15 protein-coding genes are annotated in these 19,718 nt (G+C 61.2%); 7 read left to right on the top strand and 8 right to left on the bottom strand.

Translation table 11 applies throughout. The features are described 5' to 3' along the window. Nucleotides 1-33 precede the first annotated feature (33 nt). Complete coding sequence (locus DW189_RS07360; protein WP_117507334.1) at nt 34-1,905, top strand: ABC-F family ATP-binding cassette domain-containing protein; 1,872 nt, start codon at nt 34-36, stop codon at nt 1,903-1,905. A 109-nt stretch (nt 1,906-2,014) separates the two neighbouring features. Here DW189_RS07360 and DW189_RS07355 read toward each other — a convergent pair whose 3' ends face one another. The 6 genes from DW189_RS07355 to DW189_RS07330 all read right to left on the bottom strand — a co-directional run bounded on the left by DW189_RS07355 (nt 2,015) and on the right by DW189_RS07330 (nt 9,565). Further along, nucleotides 2,015-2,794: a DUF4886 domain-containing protein gene (locus DW189_RS07355; RefSeq protein WP_117507333.1), complete on the bottom strand. Its 780-nt coding sequence runs from the start codon at nt 2,792-2,794 to the stop codon at nt 2,015-2,017. A gap of 275 nt (nt 2,795-3,069) precedes the next feature. After that, nucleotides 3,070-3,720, bottom strand: a complete 651-nt coding sequence (gene nth / locus DW189_RS07350; protein ID WP_032134722.1) for an endonuclease III — start codon at nt 3,718-3,720, stop codon at nt 3,070-3,072. Next, nucleotides 3,717-4,658, bottom strand: a complete 942-nt coding sequence (locus DW189_RS07345; protein WP_032134721.1) for a glycosyltransferase family 2 protein — start codon at nt 4,656-4,658, stop codon at nt 3,717-3,719. The genes nth and DW189_RS07345 overlap by 4 nt, the downstream gene beginning before the upstream one ends. Before the next feature lie 92 nt (nt 4,659-4,750). Next, complete coding sequence (locus DW189_RS07340; RefSeq protein WP_117507332.1) at nt 4,751-7,303, bottom strand: ATP-dependent helicase; 2,553 nt, start codon at nt 7,301-7,303, stop codon at nt 4,751-4,753. A gap of 205 nt (nt 7,304-7,508) precedes the next feature. Beyond that, nucleotides 7,509-7,916, bottom strand: coding sequence for a hypothetical protein (locus DW189_RS14235; protein ID WP_141417788.1), 408 nt, complete (start codon nt 7,914-7,916; stop codon nt 7,509-7,511). A gap of 446 nt (nt 7,917-8,362) precedes the next feature. Beyond that, nucleotides 8,363-9,565, bottom strand: a complete 1,203-nt coding sequence (locus DW189_RS07330; protein WP_117507330.1) for a C10 family peptidase — start codon at nt 9,563-9,565, stop codon at nt 8,363-8,365. Between the two features lie 239 nt (nt 9,566-9,804). Between DW189_RS07330 and DW189_RS07325 the strand changes: the two genes are divergently transcribed. From DW189_RS07325 to DW189_RS07300, 6 genes are all read left to right on the top strand, one after another. Beyond that, nucleotides 9,805-10,803 carry an AAA family ATPase gene (locus DW189_RS07325; RefSeq protein ID WP_022332033.1) on the top strand — a complete coding sequence of 333 codons (999 nt, stop codon included), beginning with the start codon at nt 9,805-9,807 and terminating at the stop codon, nt 10,801-10,803. A gap of 2 nt (nt 10,804-10,805) precedes the next feature. Continuing rightward, nucleotides 10,806-11,690 (top strand): DUF58 domain-containing protein, encoded by an 885-nt coding sequence (locus DW189_RS07320; protein WP_022332032.1) that lies wholly within the window; start codon nt 10,806-10,808, stop codon nt 11,688-11,690. After that, entirely contained in the window at nt 11,687-12,661 is a 975-nt protein-coding gene (locus DW189_RS07315) for a hypothetical protein (RefSeq protein WP_117507329.1), read from the top strand. Before DW189_RS07320 ends, DW189_RS07315 begins: the two co-directional genes overlap by 4 nt. Before the next feature lie 12 nt (nt 12,662-12,673). Continuing rightward, nucleotides 12,674-13,483 carry a tetratricopeptide repeat protein gene (locus DW189_RS07310; RefSeq protein WP_117507328.1) on the top strand — a complete coding sequence of 270 codons (810 nt, stop codon included), beginning with the start codon at nt 12,674-12,676 and terminating at the stop codon, nt 13,481-13,483. A 12-nt stretch (nt 13,484-13,495) separates the two neighbouring features. Then, entirely contained in the window at nt 13,496-14,488 is a 993-nt protein-coding gene (locus DW189_RS07305) for a vWA domain-containing protein (RefSeq protein ID WP_117507327.1), read from the top strand. Between the two features lie 162 nt (nt 14,489-14,650). Next, nucleotides 14,651-15,676 carry a vWA domain-containing protein gene (locus tag DW189_RS07300; RefSeq protein WP_117507326.1) on the top strand — a complete coding sequence of 342 codons (1,026 nt, stop codon included), beginning with the start codon at nt 14,651-14,653 and terminating at the stop codon, nt 15,674-15,676. Nucleotides 15,677-16,105: 429 nt separating this feature from the next. On the opposite strand, the gene DW189_RS07295 is transcribed toward DW189_RS07300, so the two are convergent. Together DW189_RS07295 and DW189_RS07290 are read right to left on the bottom strand one after the other, a co-directional pair. After that, nucleotides 16,106-18,166, bottom strand: coding sequence for a family 20 glycosylhydrolase (locus tag DW189_RS07295; RefSeq protein ID WP_117507325.1), 2,061 nt, complete (start codon nt 18,164-18,166; stop codon nt 16,106-16,108). Nucleotides 18,167-18,542: 376 nt separating this feature from the next. Continuing rightward, nucleotides 18,543-19,700 (bottom strand): DUF1735 and LamG domain-containing protein, encoded by a 1,158-nt coding sequence (locus DW189_RS07290; protein ID WP_117507324.1) that lies wholly within the window; start codon nt 19,698-19,700, stop codon nt 18,543-18,545. Nucleotides 19,701-19,718 lie beyond the last annotated feature (18 nt).

Raw genomic sequence — 19,718 nt, 5'->3', positions numbered from 1 at the left:
TTTGCGTAGCTTTGCAAATCTAAATCACACGTTATGGCTTCTTGTCTCCAGGTGGAAAACCTCACCAAATCGTACGGCGAGCAGGTGCTCTTCGAAAATATCTCGTTCACGATCGAGGAGGGCCGGCGCGTGGCCCTCGTGGCGAAGAACGGCACGGGGAAAACCACGCTGCTGAACATCATCGCGGGGAAGGAAAGCCACAACGCGGGCAGCGTCGTGCCGCGCCGCGGCCTGAGGATCGCCTACCTGGAACAAAGCCCCGCATACCCGGCGGGAATGACCGTACTGGAAGCCTGCTTCTACTCGGAGAGCCCCGCCCTGAAGGCCATCGCGGAGTATGAGCGGGCGATCGGCGATGCGTCGGGCGAAGGGCTGCAGGAGGCAATGGCGCGGATGGATGCCCTCGAAGCGTGGGATTACGAGCAGCGCGCCAAGCGGATCCTTTCACGGCTCAGGATCCGCGACTTCGGGCAAAAAGTGGAGACCCTCTCGGGCGGACAGCTCAAGCGCGTGGCGCTGGCCAACGTGCTGATCAGCGAATCCGACCTGCTGATCCTCGACGAGCCGACCAACCACCTCGACACCGACATGACCGAGTGGCTCGAAGAGTACCTCGCGGCGAGCAGCGCCGCGCTGCTGATGGTGACCCACGACCGGTATTTCCTCGACAGCGTGTGCAGCGACATCCTCGAAATGGAAAACCGCCGGATCTACCACTATGCGGGCAACTACTCCTATTACCTGGAAAAGAAACAGGAGCGCGAAACGGCCGACGCGGCACAGCGGGCGAGCGAGATGAACCTCTACCGCCGCGAACTGGAGTGGATGCGCCGCCAGCCGCAGGCGCGGGCGACCAAGGCGCGGTCGCGCATCGACGCGTTCCGCGATCTCGAATCGCGGCTCAAAACGACGCGCCGCAGCGGCGAGGTGCGGCTCGACGTCGGGGCGTCGCGGATCGGCACCAAGATATTCGAGGCCCGCGACGTGAGCAAGCGCTTCGGCGACGTGGTGATCCTCGACAAGTTCAACTACAACTTCACCCGCTACGAAAAGCTGGGGATCGTGGGCGACAACGGTTGCGGTAAGTCGACGTTTCTCAAATTGCTGACGGGCATCGAACGACCCGACAGCGGTGTGATCGACATAGGCGAAACCGTTCGCTTCGGCTATTACAGCCAGCAGGGGCTAGAGTTCGACGACTCGATGAGGGTGATCGACGTGGTGACGGCGATCGCCGAGCAGGTCGAACTGGGCGACGGGCGGCGGATGAGCGCCTCGCAGCTGCTGCAACATTTCCTCTTCACACCGGAAACGCAATACAATTACGTGGCACGCCTGAGCGGCGGCGAACGGCGGCGGCTATACCTCTGCACGGTGCTAATGCAGAGCCCCAATTTCCTGGTGCTGGACGAGCCGACGAACGACCTGGACATCGTAACGCTGGGTATTCTGGAAGAGTACCTGCAAGCGTTCAAAGGCTGCGTGATCGTGGTGTCGCACGACCGTTATTTCGTGGACAAGGTCGCCGACCACCTGCTGGTTTTCTGCGGCGGAGGCGAGATCAGGGATTTTGCGGGGGCATACTCGGAATACGTGGCCTGGAAGCGCGAATACGAAGCGGCACGCCGCACCGAAACCGCACAGGCCCGCCCCAAACCGCAGGCGGCGAAAACACAGGCGGCGGAGGCTGTGCCGCGCAAGCTCTCGTTCAACGAAAAGAGGGAGCTGGAAGCGCTCGAAACGGAAATCCCGGCGCTCGAGGCCGAGAAAGCGGCACTCGAGGCGTCGCTCTCGTCGGGGACGCTCCCGGTGGAGGAGCTCACGGCGCAGTCACGGCGCATAGCGGAGCTGATCGCGTCGATCGACGAAAAGACGATGCGCTGGCTGGAGCTGAGCGAGCGGTGAGGGCAGGCATCCTGTCCGGCAGAACGGCCTGCGGCAGGGCCGGTGGGCGTCCAAGATCCGAAAAAACCCGCGCTTGCGGAAGCGCGGGCATGAATCCGTACAAATCCGATTACCTTTTTATATTCAGCAGCGTGAGGTTTTCCAGCACGGTCTGCTGCGCCACACGCTGGATGTATTCGGCCTGTTCGGCCGGGAAATCCAGCGTGCAGTCGGTCTGGTAGGGCTTGCCGTAGATCGTGGTGAAAATCACGTTCGCGGCCAGGTAGCTGCCCAGCGGCCCGGGGTGGAAACAATCCTGCGCATAGAGCACGTAATCGGGCCTTTCGGCACGCACCCGGCGCCATGCCATGCCCACGGGGGCACACCATGCGTCGTTGTCGTAGGCCATTTCGAGGTAGCTGGTAATCAGCCGTTCCTGCATGGTGCCGTAGCTGTTGGCGGGCGGGTACTCCGGAATCGGGAAGCGGTTGCCGTTCTTATGCCCCCACGTCATGTAGAAGATCACACGGGCATCGGGCGACGCGACGTGCACCAGGCTGTCGAGCGTACGCGCCGCAGGGTAGACTTCCCGTGCGACCTGCCGGGTCGGCATGGCCGGTGCGGAACTCTGCTCCTGGAGGATGACGTAGTCCCAGCCGCCCGCGGCGATGGCGTCGAGCAGTTTCTGGTTTTTCAGGTGGCCGGAAAGGCGCTCGCCGCCCTTGAGGAAGCGCGTACAGGAGAGTTTCACCTTCTGCGTCGCGGCGATCTGCCGGACGGTGGACGGCATGTCGTTGTAATAGGTATAGCTGTTGCCGACCCACAGCACCCGCAGCGAATCGGTGTCACGCGCCTGCGTGAAAAAGGGCACGAACAGCAACAACAGGAATTTCAGGACGATCTTGGTCATAGGTCTGAGGTTTGGATTGGGTTGATCTGTTTTTTTGTGTTCAGGGTGTTCCCGGCGGCCGGATCATGCCCCGCGCGGGAGGCGGGCCGTACCGGGGGGGGGCTGTCGATCGGGCGGGGGCGTCGATCGGGGAACGAACCGTCCCGGCAAAGCCTCCCCGGGCAAACGCCCCAAAACGTCGGGGAAAAGCCGGGGCCCGCAGGAGCCGGCAGGAGCAGACGGGAGCGCCAGAGGCCGGGTCGGCAGGAACCGGCCGGAGCTCCGGAGGCCGGCACCTACCCTTTCGTCCGGTGGTCGGCGGCGTACTTACGGCACCAGGCGGCGATCCCGCATTCGCCGCACTTGGGGCTGCGCGCCATGCAGACATAACGTCCGTGGAGGATCAGCCAGTGGTGGGCGAGCGGCAGCAGGTGCGAGGGGATGTTCTTTTCGAGCGTCAGCTCGGTCTGCAACGGAGTTTTCGAATTGGTCGTCAGCCCGATACGGTTCGAAACACGGAAGACATGCGTGTCCACCGGCATCACCTCCTTCTGCCACAGCACGGCGCCAAGCACATTGGCCGTCTTGCGCCCCACACCCGGCAGGCGCTGCATCTGCTGCAGGTCGCTCGGCACCTCGCCCCCGAACTCTTCGCACAGCATACGCGCCATGCCCGCGAGGTTGCGGGCCTTGTTGTTCGGGTAGGAAATGCTCCGGATATAGGGGTAAATCTCCTCGGCCGTGGCCTTCGCCATTTCGAACGGCGTGGGGAAGCGCTCGAACAGGGCGGGCGTAGTCATGTTGACCCGCTTGTCGGTACACTGCGCCGAAAGGATCACGGCCACGAGCAACTGGTAGGGATCCGTATAGTGCAATTCGCTCTCGGCCACGGGCATGTGCTCCGAGAACCAGGCGATAACGCCGTCGTAACGCTCTTTGGTAGTCATAGTCGTTGTTTTTTACGTCGGAACAAAATCTTCTTCACGAGGAGCCCGCAGCCTTCGGGGCAGAACAGCAGGCGCGGACAGGCAGCCACGTCGCGGCGCCACCGGGCGAGGTATTCGCCGACGGAACCGTTCCAGGAGAGTACCCACAACGCGACCGAACTGCGCCGCCGCAGGATGCGGAAACGGTTGCGGCGTGCACCGTAACGGGCATCGAACCACAGGCTTATGTCCATCAGGGAGTCGCAGAAGGCGATCCGGCGGGGATATTCCGTGCTATGGCTCACGCTCTGCGGCAGGCGGCGGTGCACCGCCGTGATGACCGGGAGGTAGCGGATCCGGCTGCAGGCCGCGAACCAGAGCCACATCGGAGCGTCGTCGGTAAGCCATTCGGGATGTTCCCCGGGGCGCACCTCGGCATAGTAGCGGGCGATGAGGTCGCGGCGCGCCAGCGTGGCGCAGTTGGCGATGGTGAGCCGGCAGAGCAGGCGGTCGAAATCGGTAAAATGCTCCTCGTGGTCGGGTTCGGTGAGGCCGGTGTTCTGGTAATAGTTGCTGGCGCGCGTATAGCACATCCCGCACGAGGGGTCGGACTCCAGCAGGTCGGCCTGCATCTGCAACTTGCGGGGGTCGCTCCACCAGTCGTCGCCGTCGCAGTAGGCCACGTATTTCCCGCGGCAGGCCTCGAACGTGCGGAGGTAGTTGGCACGCCAGCCCACGTTGCGCTGGCCCGTGACGAAACGCACGCGGCCGGGGTATTTCTCCGCGTATTCGCGGCAAATAGCGGCCGTGGAGTCCGTACTGCAATCGTCGCCCAGCACCAGCTCGACCCCGAACGAGGTCTGCTGCGCCAGCACGCTCTCGATGGCCTGGGCAAGGTAAGCTTCGTGGTTGTAGGTGGTCATGCAGACCGACACCAGCGGAAATACAGGATAGTCCATTGGGTCAAATTTAACAAAAATTATCTAACGCAGCCCCTTTCGAAGGGAGATTCAGCGAGGTTACCGGTATCTGCCGGCGCAGTTTCGCGCCGTTACAGTTTGGTCAGTTTGGCGAATTTGGCCAGCAGGGTCTTTTCGCCCGCGCCGTCGAAGGCCACGACCAGCTTGTGGTCGGTGGCGAGGGTCTCGATGCGCTGCACGATACCCACGCCGAATTTGGGGTGCTCGACGCGCTGTCCCACGGTATAATCGCCGCTGACGGGCATCGTATCGCCGAGGGGTACGCCGCCGTCGGCCGCCTGCCGCACACCGATGCGGCGCATGCCGTCGGTCGAGGGGCGCGAGGCCTGGACGAGCGCCGGGTCGGGACGCCCCTGCGGGCGGGCGTCGCGGGGTGCCGCAGCCCGGGCGAAACGCCTTGCGGGGCCGGATTCGCCGTCGGAGGGGCGGCCGCCGAAATTGCCGCGGCCGGGGTTGCTGCCCGGCCGGCCGCCGCCCAAGCCGGGATTGTTCCCGCCCGCAGCCTGCTGTTTCTGCTGGAAACGGTAGTCGAAGCGGCGGCGCAGTTCGTCGATGGCCGAAGGTGCGGATCCGTCGGGCGAGCGGTGCGGGCGGTCGTCGTCGGTGCCGGTACCGGTACCGAAGTCGGCCCTGACATATTTCGGGTCGATCTCGCGCAGGAAGCAACTCGGGCGCGAGAACTCCATGTTGCCCCACTTGAAACGCATCTCGGCGTAGGAGATCGTCGCCTCGACCTTGGCACGGGTGAGCGCCACGTAGAACAGGCGCCGCTCCTCCTCCATGCCGTCGGGCGACTCGGCGGCCCGCTGCGAGGGGAAGAGGTTTTCCTCCAGCCCGACGATATACACGTATTTGTATTCCAGCCCCTTGGCCGAGTGGACGGTCATCAGCGTCACCTTGTTGCGGTCTTCGGGGTCGTCCTTGTCCATGTCGGTCACCAGCATGACGTTCTGCAACCACTCCTCGATGGTCGCCTCTTCGTCCTGCGGACGCTCCCCGTTGCGGATTTCGGCGTCGCACCGCTCCTTGAACTCCTGCATCGAGTTCAGCAGCTCCTCGATATTGTCCAATGCCGAGGTCGCCTCGGGGGTATTCTCGGCGCGGTAGGCCGCGAGGATGCCCGAGCGGGTGGCGATCTCGAGCCCGAAGTCGTAAAGCCCCTTCTCGTTGCGGGCGAGCGACAGCGAGCGGATCATCGCCACGAAGTCCGCCACCTTGCGGGCGATGGTCTTCTGCACGGGATCGGCGGCCGGCTCGGCGACCAGCGCGTCGACCGCCTCCCACATCGAGACGCCCCGCTCGGCGGCCAGCTGCGCGATGCGCTGCACGGTCGTGTCGCCGATGCCGCGCGTCGGATAGTTGACGATGCGTTTGAACGCCTCGTCGTCGCGCGGGTTGATCACCAGCCGGATATAGGCCAGCATGTCCTTGACCTCCTTGTGGTCGTAGAACGAACTGCCCTTGTAGATGCGGTAGGGAATGCCGCGGCGGCGGAGGTTGTCCTCCAGCACGGCCGACTGGTTGTTGGTGCGGTAGAGGATCACCGCTTCCGACCAGTCGTCGCCCGTCGAGCGGACTTTGTCGCGCAGGTCGGAGACCACCATTTCGGCCTCCTCGCGGTCGGTATAGGCCTTGAGAATGCGGATCGGTTCACCCACGTCGCCGGCCGAGAAACAGTGTTTCTCCATGCGCCTGGAGTTGCGGACGATGACCGAGTTGGCCGCATCGACGATCGTGCGGGTCGAGCGGTAGTTCTGCTCGAGCTTGAAGACCTTGGCCGCGGGAAAATCCTTCTGGAAGGAGAGGATGTTCTCGATCTTGGCACCGCGGAACGAGTAGATCGACTGTGCGTCGTCGCCCACCACGCAGACCTTGGAGTGGAGCTGCGACAGGCGGCGGATGATGACGTACTGGGCGTAGTTGGTGTCCTGGTACTCGTCCACCAGGATGTATTTGAACAGCTCTTGGTAGCGCGCCAGCACGTCCGGGGCGTCGCGCAGCAGGATGTTGGTCTGCAAGAGCAGGTCGTCGAAGTCCATTGCGCCGTTGCGCTTGCAGCGCTGGCAGTAGATATTGTAGACATTGCCGAACTCGGGGATCTGCGCCTGCCGGTCTTCGGCGGCATAGACCGAGTTGGCGAGGTAGGCGCCGGGCGTCACCAGGCAGTTCTTGAAGTAGGAGATACGCGAGGCGATGAGGTTGGGCTTGTATTTCTCGTCCGCGAGGTTCAGTTCGCGGACGATGGTCTTGATGAGGTTCTTGCAGTCCGAGGGCTCGTAGATCGTAAACGACTCGGGGAAACCGATCTTTTCGGCGTTCTCGCGCAGGATGCGCGAAAAGACCGAGTGGAACGTACCCATGCGGATATAGCGGCTGCGGTTATCGGGGATCATCTGCGCGATGCGCTCGCGCATCTGCTGGGCGGCCTTGTTGGTGAAGGTGAGCGCCAGGATGTTGAAGGGCGCCACGCCCTGCTCGATCATATAGGCGATGCGCGCGGTCAGCACGCGCGTCTTGCCCGAACCGGCGCCGGCGATAATGAGCGACGGGCTGTCGTAGTTGACCACGGCAGCGAGCTGTGCGGGGTTCAGGCCTTGCAGTATCGGAGATTCTTTGGGTTCCATGGCTGCAAAGTTAATACTTTTTCGCAAGCCCTTCGGCAGAGCCCTGCCGATTTTGGAATAAAATTTACCGGGAAAGCCCCGCACGCCGATTCGGGGGCACAGCAATCCAAAGCGGACTGCCGGCCGGCTGCAACACTGCCGGGACATCCGAAAACACAGCCAACGACAGGGACAGAAATACCCGTTTCCGCACGGATGGTTCGGGTCACAGGCTGAAATCCACGTCGATGCCAGCCTCGTACACATTCCCGGCATCGTCGGTCAACCGGACACGGATGGTATGTTGCAGGTCGAGGGAGGGACGCGAGGTAAACAGGATAAAAAAGGAATCCGGCAACAGGGTCATGTCGTCCGCCGTAAGTTCCGAAACCAGGCAATAGACCGGATAGTATTCGCCCCTTTTCTTGTCGGAATACCGCTGCGTATAACCGCTCCGGATATAAGGCCAGGGGGTATCGCTTTTGAAACGCACGATGTCATCGAGCGGCGTTCCCGCCGGATGACCGGCATCCCAGTCGGCAGTGCTCCATATCTCCATATCCGTAAAAAAGCAGGAACACCTGGGAGGATAGTATTCATCGTAAGAGTATCGCACCTTACGGTTATAGGTCACATCATTGTATTTTTCGCAAAGTGCATCGTAGACCTGTTTTTCTTCACCGTTCCTGTTTGCCCGATAAAGTTTATCGGAAACAACCCGGATAAAATAGCCCAGGTTGTAATCGGGATCGTCTTCGGAATAATACCGACGTTCGATCGAGATATCGCTTACCTGACAATACCGCAAGACGAACGACCGGGAGTAAAAATCCTCGTAAGGCGCAGAGCTCGGAAGACATCCGCAAAACAGCAAGGAGCCCAATACGGCACTACACAATATAATCAGTTTTTTCATAACTATCGGGGTTTGTTATAAGTAACGATGCGGAACCACCATGTGTAATTTTTAGTATTGACCCCGCGAGTCGCCGCCGGATACCCGTTCAAATCCGCAGGCCCTTTTCGGGTGTCAAAAACCTTACTGGCATAATATCCGTTTTTGTCAGTATCCTGCCAGCCCTAATTACAGTGTACGAATAGTTTATTCACTGTGTTTGTTTTCAACAAAGTGGTAGGGCCGTTGTAGGTTTTGATGATGTTTTCGTAATTCAGATATCCGTCGATCACCCATGCGTGACCATGATTGCTGGAAGCCAAAGCCCCGATAAAGACAGGGCAGTCGTTATCCAGCGTTTTCTTAATCACGTCCGCGTCATATCCGAGATGTTTCTCGGTACCGGTATAGCCCACATCGCGAAGAAAACGCTTGGCTTTGGCCGGCGTGGAAAAAGTTTCCCCGGAGCCAAAAAAATTACATTCCACACGACAACCGCCAGCCACCTTTTTAGACAATAACGCGACTTCGTCCAGCACATCCTGGCCATTATCTTCAAGGGGGTCGTTAGGATTATATTGATTTACCAGCGACCAATCACAATAATTGCGCGGAAATTGGTGATAGTTCATAATCTGGGCCACGGCGATCGTGACACATCCGGCCGGAGCCCAGATAGTCCACGAAGCAGTAATCGGAAAACGTAGTTTAAACGGGGCTCCCTGATGCCATTGAGTCGTCAGCATGGGGCTCACGGATCGGCTCAGATTCCAACCGCTCTCAACCGTATAAACAGCACCGCCCGTATCTTCTACTTCCTTATTGATATAATCGTAGATGAGTTGATGTTCCAAAAGCGTATTTTCGACAGGTAGCTCCGGGAGTTCGCTTGCCCCCAGATAATAGTCGTCATCCTCTTCGCAATAAAGATTTTCAAGTGTCCGCCAAGCATCCGGATCGACCGGCGGTTCCCGCAAATCTTCCTTCTTCATTTTATACGTATCGTAGATCACGATAACAGGTTCGAGCCGGTCGTCCGCAGCCAGAATGGCACTGCCTTTTCCATCTTCGAACTCGACTAAATAAACAAGCGAGTCGGCAGAACATCCTCCGCTGCGGGTCGCAGACGCCCTCAGGTCGGCCCGCGTAACCGCCGTAACGCGTTGCACGGTTCTCGATTCACCCGGAGAACGGGTCGGCCCGTCAAGGGCAACCAGTGCCCCGGCAAGATGTTCCAGTGCCTTCGCTGCGGGAATCGTGTGCGAGACCGGAGCCGTCGCAACGCCTTCAACCGTTACAGCAGAGCTTCCATCCGCCAGCGGAGGCACTTCACAGGCGGTAAGGCCGGATAAGACAATACTGCAGGCTAAATAATACAATTTTCGCATAGCATGGGTTCAAGCGGTAAGTGATTACAAGATAGCAAAAAAGGGGAAATTCAAAACATTTTATCCGTAATTTTATTAATTTTGCAATAATTTCATTCGGGAATCGTTCCCAATAATAAATCAAGACTTGCGTATCCGACGACAATACGGCAACGTTTGCGCCGGGCGGATGCGGAAGCTGCGGGCAAAAGATGCCGGGCGCAGGGTATGAAGCATGAAATTCAACACATAATAAAACAATGAGCGAAGTCATCAACATCAAGGAACTCAACGAGCGCATCGAACGCGAATCGGTATTCGTCGATACGCTCCGCACGGAAATGGGCAAGGTCATCGTGGGGCAGAGCCATCTGGTCGACACGCTGCTGATCGGGCTGCTGTCGAACGGACATATCCTGCTGGAAGGCGTGCCCGGACTGGCCAAGACGCTGGCCATCACCACGCTGGCAAAAGCCGTGGATGCCGGATTCTCGCGTATACAGTTCACCCCCGACCTGCTGCCGGCCGACCTGATCGGTACGCTGATCTACTCGCAGAAGAACGAGGAGTTCGTGGTCAAGAAAGGCCCCGTGTTCGCCAACTTCGTGCTGGCGGACGAGATCAACCGCTCCCCGGCCAAGGTGCAGTCGGCACTGCTCGAAGCCATGCAGGAGCGGCAGGTGACCATCGGCGACCAGACCTACCCGCTGCCGCAGCCTTTCCTGGTGCTGGCCACGCAAAACCCCCTGGAGCAGGAGGGTACCTACCCGCTGCCCGAGGCGCAGGTCGACCGATTCATGCTCAAGGCCAAGATCTCCTACCCCAAGAAGCAGGAGGAGCGCGACATCGTGCGCATGAACCTCTCGGGCGCTGGCATGCCTCAGGTCAACAAGGTCATCTCGCCCGAGGACATCATCAAGGCCCGCAAGGTCGTGGAGGACGTCTACATGGACGAGAAGATCGAGAAATACATCATCGACATCATCTTCGCCACGCGCGAGCCGGCGGAATACAACCTGCAGAAACTGCAGAATCTGATCGCATACGGCGGTTCGCCCCGTGCGTCGATCTCGCTGGCGAAGGCCGCACGCTCCTACGCCTTCATCCGCCGCCGCGGCTACGTCATCCCCGAAGACGTGCGCGCCGTCTGCCACGACGTGCTGCGCCACCGCATCGGCCTGACGTACGAGGCCGAGGCCGAAAACATCACCTCGGAGGAGATCATCACCGACATCCTCAACAACGTAATCGTACCCTAACGATGCAAGAGACAGAGAACGATATTCTGAAACGCGTCCGGAAGATCGAAATCAAGACCCGGGGTCTTTCGAACGAGATTTTCGCCGGAAAGTACCATACGGCTTTCCGCGGACGGGGCATGTCGTTTTCCGAAGTCAGGGAGTACCGTGCGGGCGACGACGTGAGGGACATCGACTGGAACGTGACGGCGCGCTCGCGCAAACCCCACATCAAGATCTACGAGGAAGAACGCGAACTGACGATGATGCTCCTGGTCGACGTCTCGGCATCGCGCATGTTCGGCACGACCGAACGCCTGAAGAAGAACATCATCACCGAGATCGCCGCCGTGCTGGCTTTTTCCGCCGCACAGAACAACGACAAGGTGGGCTGCATCTTCTTCTCGGACAAGGTCGAGAAGTTCATCCCCCCGAAGAAGGGGCGCAGCCACATCCTGATGATCATCCGCGAGCTGGTGGGATTCCGGCCCGAATCGGCCGGGACGAAGCTCTCGGAGCCGGTGCGTTTCCTGACCAACGTCAACAAGAAACGCTGCACGACCTTCATCCTCTCGGATTTCATGGACTCCTCGAAGGACAGGGCGGCGCTGGACGACGCGCTGAAGATCGCCGGCGGCAAGCACGACCTGGTGGGCATACGCGTCTACGACCCGCGTGAAACGGAGTTGCCGGACGTGGGCATCGTCGAGCTAAAAGACGCCGAGAGCGGACGTAAGGTCTGGGTCGACACCTCGTCGCGCGCCGTGAGGGAGCATTACGCCGAAAAATGGCGGCAGCGCAGCGCACAGATCGAATCGACGCTCAAGCACAACCGCATCGACACGGCGATGGTCTCGACCGAGGGCGACTATGTGGCGGAACTGATAAAACTGTTCAAACAGCGATGAAACGACTTTTTGCAATAGCGCTGCTCCTCGCGGGCGCAGCGGCGCGGGCCCAGTCCGACGTGCCGCAGGTCACGGCGCACATCCAGCCCGACAGCGTCATGATCGGCGACCGTTTCGACCTGATGGTCGACGTCGAGAAAGACCTGGTGCAGGTGGTGCAGTTCCCCGAATTCGAGGACAAGCCGGGGAGCCCTATCGAACTCCACAAGGAGTATCCGGTCGACACGCTCGAACGCGACGGCCGCCACCTCAAACTCCGCAAGCGCTACACGCTGGCGGCGTTCGAGGAGGGCAAGTGGAATCTCGGCCGCCCGGCGGTGCTCTATGCCGACAAGAACATCGTCGACACGCTCTGGGCACGCGACTCGCTCTACCTGCAGGTGGCGACCTTCCAGATCGACTCGACGTCGCAGTCGATCTACGACGTGAAGCCCCAGTGGAACCTGCCGTTCCGCTTCGGGGAGGTCAGCGGCTACGCCCAATGGGGCGCGCTCGCACTCGTATTGCTGCTGGCGGCGGCCTATGCGCTGAAGCGCTACCTGGAGAGCCGCGGCAAACGCCTCGGCGACCTGTTCAGGCCGTCACCGCCCCAGCCGCCGCACGTCGTGGCGATCAAGGCGCTGGAGGCACTGCACCACCAGAAGCTGTGGCAGAACAACAAGCACAAGCAATATTATTCGGCACTGACGGACATCCTGCGCACCTACATCGCGGCACGGTGGGGCTTCGGCGCCATGGAGATGACCTCGGATGAGATCATAGAGGCGATGCGCGCGGAGGAACTGCCCGACAAGGCCCGGATGGATCTGACGGCGATCCTGCGCGACGCCGACCTGGTGAAGTTCGCCAAGGCGACGCCCGATGCGGAGCAGAACGAGGCCGACTACCTGAAAGCCTACTATTTCGTCGAGGAGACCAAGGTCGCCGAGGCGGAGGAGGAGACCGAAGGGCAGGAGCCGGTGAAAAACTAAAATGCGTGACAGATGTATAAACTCATATACACAGCGGTATTCCTCCTGGCCGCGCTCGGGGCTTCGGCACAGAACATGCCCGAACGCAGCGAGGTGCGGCGCGGCAACCGGCAATACAACAAGGGCAACTACGAGAAAAGCATCGAACGTTACGAGCGGGCGCTGGAGGCCGCACCGGAGTCGTTCGAGGCGACTTACAACCTCGGCAACGCCCTCTACAAGGCCGAGCGGTTCGACAAGGCCGAGCAGACGATGCGCAGGGCCGCGGCCGACTCGCTGCGTACGGACGGGGAGCGTGCCGAAGCGTTCTACAACCTGGGCAACGCCCAGTTCAAGCAGCAGAAATACAAGGAGGCGCTCGAAAGCTACAAACAGTCGCTGCGGCTGAACCCTGCCGACCAGCAGGCCAAGTACAACTACGCCTACACCAAGCGCCTGATAGACGACAACGAGGACGGCGGCGGTGGCGGCGACGACGACAAGAACCAGGACAAAGACCAGAACCAGGATCAGCAGCAACAGGGCAACGGACAGGACAAACAGGACGGCGACCAGCAGCAGGACGACAAGGGCCAAAAGGGCGATGACCAGGAGCAGCAGGGCGGCGACCAGGAGCAGCAGGGCGACCGGCAGCAGGATCCTTCGCAGCCAGACAAGGAGGGCGAAGGCGACCAGGAGGGGCAGCAACAGCCCGTTCCGGCGGGTATCTCCCCGCAGGAGCAGGAACAGATGCTCGATGCCATCCAGGCTCAGGAAGACCGCACGCAGGACAAGCTGAAGGAGAAACAGGGCGTCGTCGTCCGGGGAACGAAAAACTGGTAAAACACAAGGACTATGCATTTTGCATCACCATACTATCTGTGGCTGCTGACGGCACTCGTACCGATGGCCGGCTACTACGTCTGGCGGACGTTGCAGGGCGGGGCGGCGATACAGATCTCGTCGGTCGACGGTGTCGTGCGCGCCCCGAAGACCATACGTTATTACCTGCGGCACCTGCCGTTCGTGCTGCGTGCGGCGGCATTCGCACTGCTGGTCGTGGCGCTGGCGCGCCCGCAGGACGTGGAGCGGCTTTCGCACACGAACACCGAGGGCATCGACATCATGCTGGCGATCGACGTCTCGGGCTCGATGCTGGCACGCGACTTCCGGCCCGACCGCATCACGGCGGCCAAGGAGGTGGCCGGATCGTTCATCGCCGACCGCTACGGCGACCGGATCGGGCTGGTGGCATTCGCGGGCGAGGCCTTCACGCAGAGCCCCCTGACCACCGACCAGGGGACGTTGCAGACCCTGCTGTCGCGCATCCGCAGCGGCCTGATCGAGGACGGCACGGCGATCGGCAACGGCCTGGCGACGGCGATCAACCGCCTGCGCGAGAGCGAGGCCAAGTCGAAGGTAATCATCCTGCTGACCGACGGCGTGAACAACCGCGGCGAGATCGCCCCGCTGACGGCGGCCGAGATCGCCAAGGCGCAGGGCATCCGCGTCTACACGATCGGCGTCGGCACCGAGGGCATGGCGCCCTACCCCGCCGTGGACATCTACGGCACGCCCACGGGCGGCACGGTGATGGCCAAGGTCGAGATCGACGAAAAGACCCTGCGGTCGATCGCCGAGATGACGGGCGGGGAGTATTTCCGCGCCACGGACAAAGCCAAGCTGAAAGCCATTTACGACCAGATCAACCAAATGGAAAAGAGCAAGGTGAAGGTTACGGAACACGTCACCTACCACGAACAGTACCTCCTGTGGGCGCTGGCGGGGCTGCTGCTGCTGTTCGCGGAGTTCCTGTTCGCAAACCTGGTGCTCAAACGGATACCCTGACGGGCACCACGCCCCGGACGCCGGCAAAGCCCTCCCTTTGCCGGAAGGAAGATTGCGGAGGGAATGTCGCTGTCCGACAGGCACCCCAGGTGCCCTAATGCAAACCCGGCGGGTCGGACAGGGACAGCAAACGGGAAACAATACGCCGGGCAGGCATTCGTTATGTTCAGATTCGCAAATCCGCAATATCTCTGGCTGCTGCTGGCAATCCCGGCACTGGTACTGATCTTCTGGGCAGCGGCGGCACGCCGCCGCAAAAGGCTCGCACGCTTCGGGAACCCCGGGGTGCTGGAGGAGCTGATGCCCGAGGTTTCGACCGGGCGTACCGCACTCAAGTTCATCCTCTTCTGCACGGCCGCCGTCCTGCTCATACTGGCCGTGGCACGCCCGCAGTTCGGGTCGAAGCTCCGCGAGGAGAAGGCGCAGGGCGTGGAGATGATGCTCGTGGTCGACGTCTCGAACTCGATGCTGGCCGAGGATTTCGAACCCAACCGGCTCGAACGCACCAAATATGCCATCAACAAACTTTTCGACGGGCTCAGGCAAGACCGCGTGGGGCTGATCGTCTTCGCCGGGGAACCGAAGGTACAGCTGCCCATCACGTCGGACTACCGCATGGCGAAGGCCTTCGCCAAGCGCATCGACCCGTCGCTGGTGTCGGTACAGGGCACGGCCATCGGCAAGGCGCTGTCACAGGCGCTGCTGTCGTTTTCGGGCGAAACGGAAGAGACACACAGCCGGGTCATCATCCTGGTGACCGACGGCGAGAACCACGAGGACGACGCCCTGGCGGTGGCCAAACGCGCCGCGGAGATGGGCATACGCATCTACACCATCGGCATCGGCACGCCCGAAGGCGCCCCGATCCAGATCGGCGGGGAGTTCATCAAGGATGAGAAGGGCGATATGGTCGTCTCGAAGCTCGACGAGAAGATGCTCTCCGAGGTGGCCCAGATCACGGGCGGCGCCTATGTGCGTTCGACCAAGCAGTCGATCGGCCTCGACGAGATCGTAAAGAGCATCAACGAAATGGAGCAGACCGAGTTGTCGATGATGCGTTTCGAGGAATTCAACGAGCAGTACCAATACCTGCTCATCGCAGCGCTCGTGCTGCTGCTGGCGGAGTTCCTGCTGCTCGACCGCCGCAACCCGCTGCTGGCGCACCTCAACATTTTCCGCGAGAAGTAACCGGAGGGTTTGCGTGCGCGCAGCGACAGCCGGATTGCAGAGATAAAAGGAGGACAAGGACGCAAAGGAACAAGGATGAGCGCAAGAATAAGCCGGAACAAAGACGGAAGGGTACGCGGACGAGCGCAAAGATAAACCGGGACAAGAACGCAAGGGTACGCGGACGGGCGCAAGGATAAACGAACAAGGAAAACACAATCGGGAAACATAGCCGGGAAACGGGCGGCGGGATCAATAGCAAAGAACCGACCCGGCATGGAAAAGGGCTGTCAGGCATATCGCTGACAGCCCTTTTTATTTACACTGCCATCCGGGGCATTTCAGGCCACGCGGTTCCCGGGAGGCCGGAAAGACTTGGCGCCCCCCCCTTTCCCATTGTAGCGGCAGGCACATCGCGGGAAAGCATCCCGGAAATCCGCCCCGGCGGGGTTACTCCACGATAATCTCGTCGGTGAAAATCCAGCCGCCGGGATGGCCGTTGTGCAGGGCTTTCAGCCGCACGTAACGCGCCGCCGTTTGGCCCGACCAGCCGAACTCGCGGTAGCAATCCTGCTTGTATTCGAACGGGATGTCGTTTTCGACCGAGGCAAGGGGCGTATAGTGCCTGTCGTCGTCCGAAACCGAGATTTCGACCGCACGGGGCATCCAGATGTCGGCATAGAAACCCTGCATGAAACAGGCCGCGATACGTTTCACAGGCAGGCGTTCCCCGAGGTCGACGACCAGTTCGACATCCGTATCGAGCCACCCCTGCCAGCGGCGGTCGCCGTAGTTCCACCCGCCGCGCAACCCGTCGGTCAGCGAAGCGTCGCCCGCAGCCGGGTATTTCGGGCTGTAAGGCGTACGGTAAGCCACCTGCCTGCCGGTCGAGAGGCAATGCAGGGTATCGAGCGATTCGGGGCGGGGGCCGACGGCATTTTTCTGGTCGAAGGGGTGGTATCCGCGCTGCTGCATCCACGCCACGGCGTCGAGCACGCGGGCGTGGAAGTCGTCGAAGTCCTTACGTTCGGGGGCGCTCCACCCCACTTCGGCGATCGCCAGCAGGCGCGGCCAGATCATGTGTTCGGCATGTTCGGCTGTGGGCACGTGCTCGCACCACAGGTTGCCCTGCACGCCGAGGATCATCGGCACGACATCCGCACCCAGCGAATCGGGCGCAGGGTCGTAGGAGTAGGCCTGCGCGAGGGTGAGGAACGCCGCCGCGGCGACCGGCTCGCGGGTGGGGTCGTCCTGGCAGAAATCGAGGTAGCAGTAGTTCGAGGGAGCCATCACGGCGCGGTGTCCGGCTCTGGCCGCGGCGATCCCGCCCTCGGTGCCGCGCCACGACATGACCGTGGCGCCGGGCGCGAGCCCGCCCTGGAGAATCTCGTCCCAGCCCAGCAGGCGGCGGCCCCTGGCGGCGAGGAACGTCCCGATGCGGTGCACCAGGTAGCTTTGCAGCTCGTCGACATCCTTCAGTCCCTCCCGACGCATCCGGGCGGCACATTCGGGGCAGGTGCGCCAACCCCGTTTCGAAGCCTCGTCGCCGCCGATATGGATATATTCCGAAGGGAAGAGCCCGATCACCTCGGAGAGCACGTTCTCGAGGAATTCGAACGTCTGCTCGTTGCCGATGCAGAAATCGGAGTCCGTGTAGGGTTTGCCGCTGCACGAGAGTTCGGGGTAAACGGCCAGCACCTCCTCGCTGTGCCCCGGCATCTCGATCTCGGGAATTACCTCGATATGCAGGGCACGGGCGTATTCGACCACTTCGCGGATGTCGTCCTGCGTGTAATAGCCCCCGGCGGCCGCCGGGTCGTCACGGTGGCAGTAGCGTTTGCCGCCGAAATTCCACCCCTCCCAGTCGGGATAGGGACGCCAGGCGGCGATGTCGGTCAGGGCGGGGTATTTTTTGATTTCGATGCGCCATCCGGCTCCGTCGGTCAGGTGCCAGTGGAAGCGGTTGAGCTTGTAGCGCGCCATGAGGTCGAGCTGACGTTCGACGAACTCCTTGTCGCGGAAATGGCGCGAAACGTCGAGCATGAAGCCCCGATAACCGAAGCGCGGGGCGTCCACGATCGTGACGGCCGGAATGCGGCGGCCATGATGCCCGGCCAGCTGTGCGAGCGACTGGAGTCCGTAGAACAGCCCTGCGGCATCGGGGGCCGTGAGCGTGATCTTTGTGCGGGAGACGTCGAGGCGGTAGCTTTCGGGGGCGCCGTCGCCCGTACGGAGCAGTTCGAGCGCGGGCATGTCGCCGTCGGAGGCCTCGGCAAAGGAGGCAGGGAAGAATCCGTCCGCGGCACGCTGCATCCACGCCGCGAGGTCGGCCTTGTCCTGCCCGTCGAGGTCGGTCGTGTAGAGCAGCCTGGCAGGCATACGGAAGGCACCTTCGCCCCACGTCACCTGCTGCGGAGCCGGAATGATACCCGTGGCCGGGCACCCGCCGCCGGCGCACGAAGCAAAGGCGAAAGCGGCAAGGCAAAAAGAGATAAGCGTGATTTTTTTCATAAGGTCTTTAGGTCATGTACAACAACAAATCGGGATGAACCGGCAAAGCCGGAGGAGGGCGTAACGGGCCACGGCCGGAAGGGCGGCGCCGGGGAACAGGTAGTCGGAGACAACCCGCAGCCGGGAAGCGGAGCGACTCCAGTCGGGAAACCGTCGAAGGACGCGGACAAGCGGCAACCGGTGCAACCCGAGCCCGGAAACCGTTGGAAAACAGGGACAACCGAAAAGCGAACCCGCCGATAGACTGCCCACAAGCCGCCATCCGGGGCGGGTTTGCAGGCCGAAGCAGGGACAGCCCGAAGCAGGAGGATGAAAAAAGGGCCGTGCAACCCGGCTTATGCCGGGGTCGCACGGCCCTTGTCGGTCTATAAGCGGACTAATTCCACTTGGTGTCCATCATCGTCGGATTCGAACTGTCGCCGATGGCATCGTAACCATGGCCCGTAAGGTCGCGCACGATATTGCCGTAACCGCTCTCGTTGGGTTCCCATGCGTTCATGCGCCAGTAGGCGAGCAGCCCGTCGGACGTGGGATCGACATAGTTCATGTTGTTGGCGATCTCGGCCTGCGAAAGAGCCCGTGTCCATACGCGGCACTCGGCGACGTAACCATTCAGCGTACGGCCGCGGCCATAGGAAGCTCCCAAATGGAACCCTTTCGCGTTGTCGCTCGTAAGGTCGATGGTCTCGCCCTGCGTCTCCACGCCCGTGGCATACTGCCCGTCGATGTAGATATCCCACGACGAACCTGTCCAGACGGCGGCGACATGATACCATTTCTCAAGGCTGAACGGCTTGTCGGAAGCCGCCGGCTGGTAGGAGTCGTGGCAGATCTGGATGCAGTCGGGATCGACCTTCACGTCGCCGAAACGCACGCCGCAAATGCCCTCGATACCCATGATGGAGCTGATGTAAGGATCGCGGGACTGGAAGCCGAGCATGTATACGCGGGCTTCGAGCGTGAGCTGCGGAAGGGCTGCCAGGTCGGAATTCTCCTGGAACGAAGGCACATCGTAGATGTTGCCCGAACCCAGGTAAATCGCCTTGCTGATCACGGGCGTTTTCAGCACGATGAAGAGCGTGCGGCTCGGTTCAAGCACGCTTATTCCGCCGGATACGGTCTTGATGCCCACGGGGACGCAATAGGTCACGCCCTCGGCGAACTCCGAGACGGACGACACCGTGAAGTCAATCGCCGAAGAGGTGTTGTAGCCGGCCAGGATGGTCGTTTCGGTCGAACTCAGGGCATAGCTGTCCTCGGGCGGAATCTGGTAGTTTTTGCCGTACTTGTCGTTATAGGCAGCCAGCAGTTCGGGCCGCACTTCCAACTGGATCCGCACGTCGTGCTCCATAACCACCGAGGAGGATACGGTGATCGAGGTCTCGGCAGGGGGTTCGTCGATGGTCATGGATTTGTCGGGATTGTTCTGCGCATCGGTCATGTAGATCGCAGGATAGGTCTCCGCGGACTCCTGACAGCCCGTCGCCGCAGCGGCGGCGAACAACAGCGGAGCGACCAAATATTTCAGTTTCATAGTTCTCTTGTTTTAGGT

Source organism: Alistipes sp. AM16-43, from assembly GCF_003435745.1.
GTDB classification, from domain to species: Bacteria; Bacteroidota; Bacteroidia; order Bacteroidales; family Rikenellaceae; genus Alistipes; species Alistipes onderdonkii.
Note: the sequence above shows the minus strand (reverse complement) of the source record. Positions and strands in the feature narration are given on the sequence as shown.

Bases quoted from the DNA above. Each gene is read 5' to 3' on its own strand.
- DW189_RS07360 (WP_117507334.1), top strand. From the start codon at position 34: ATGGCTTCTTGTCTCCAGGTGGAAAACCTCACCAAATCGTACGGCGAG.
- DW189_RS07355 (WP_117507333.1), bottom strand. From the start codon at position 2,794: ATGACCAAGATCGTCCTGAAATTCCTGTTGTTGCTGTTCGTGCCCTTT.
- nth (WP_032134722.1), bottom strand. From the start codon at position 3,720: ATGACTACCAAAGAGCGTTACGACGGCGTTATCGCCTGGTTCTCGGAG.
- DW189_RS07345 (WP_032134721.1), bottom strand. From the start codon at position 4,658: ATGGACTATCCTGTATTTCCGCTGGTGTCGGTCTGCATGACCACCTAC.
- DW189_RS07340 (WP_117507332.1), bottom strand. From the start codon at position 7,303: ATGGAACCCAAAGAATCTCCGATACTGCAAGGCCTGAACCCCGCACAG.
- DW189_RS07330 (WP_117507330.1), bottom strand. From the start codon at position 9,565: ATGCGAAAATTGTATTATTTAGCCTGCAGTATTGTCTTATCCGGCCTT.
- DW189_RS07325 (WP_022332033.1), top strand. From the start codon at position 9,805: ATGAGCGAAGTCATCAACATCAAGGAACTCAACGAGCGCATCGAACGC.
- DW189_RS07320 (WP_022332032.1), top strand. From the start codon at position 10,806: ATGCAAGAGACAGAGAACGATATTCTGAAACGCGTCCGGAAGATCGAA.
- DW189_RS07315 (WP_117507329.1), top strand. From the start codon at position 11,687: ATGAAACGACTTTTTGCAATAGCGCTGCTCCTCGCGGGCGCAGCGGCG.
- DW189_RS07310 (WP_117507328.1), top strand. From the start codon at position 12,674: ATGTATAAACTCATATACACAGCGGTATTCCTCCTGGCCGCGCTCGGG.
- DW189_RS07305 (WP_117507327.1), top strand. From the start codon at position 13,496: ATGCATTTTGCATCACCATACTATCTGTGGCTGCTGACGGCACTCGTA.
- DW189_RS07300 (WP_117507326.1), top strand. From the start codon at position 14,651: ATGTTCAGATTCGCAAATCCGCAATATCTCTGGCTGCTGCTGGCAATC.
- DW189_RS07295 (WP_117507325.1), bottom strand. From the start codon at position 18,166: ATGAAAAAAATCACGCTTATCTCTTTTTGCCTTGCCGCTTTCGCCTTT.
- DW189_RS07290 (WP_117507324.1), bottom strand. From the start codon at position 19,700: ATGAAACTGAAATATTTGGTCGCTCCGCTGTTGTTCGCCGCCGCTGCG.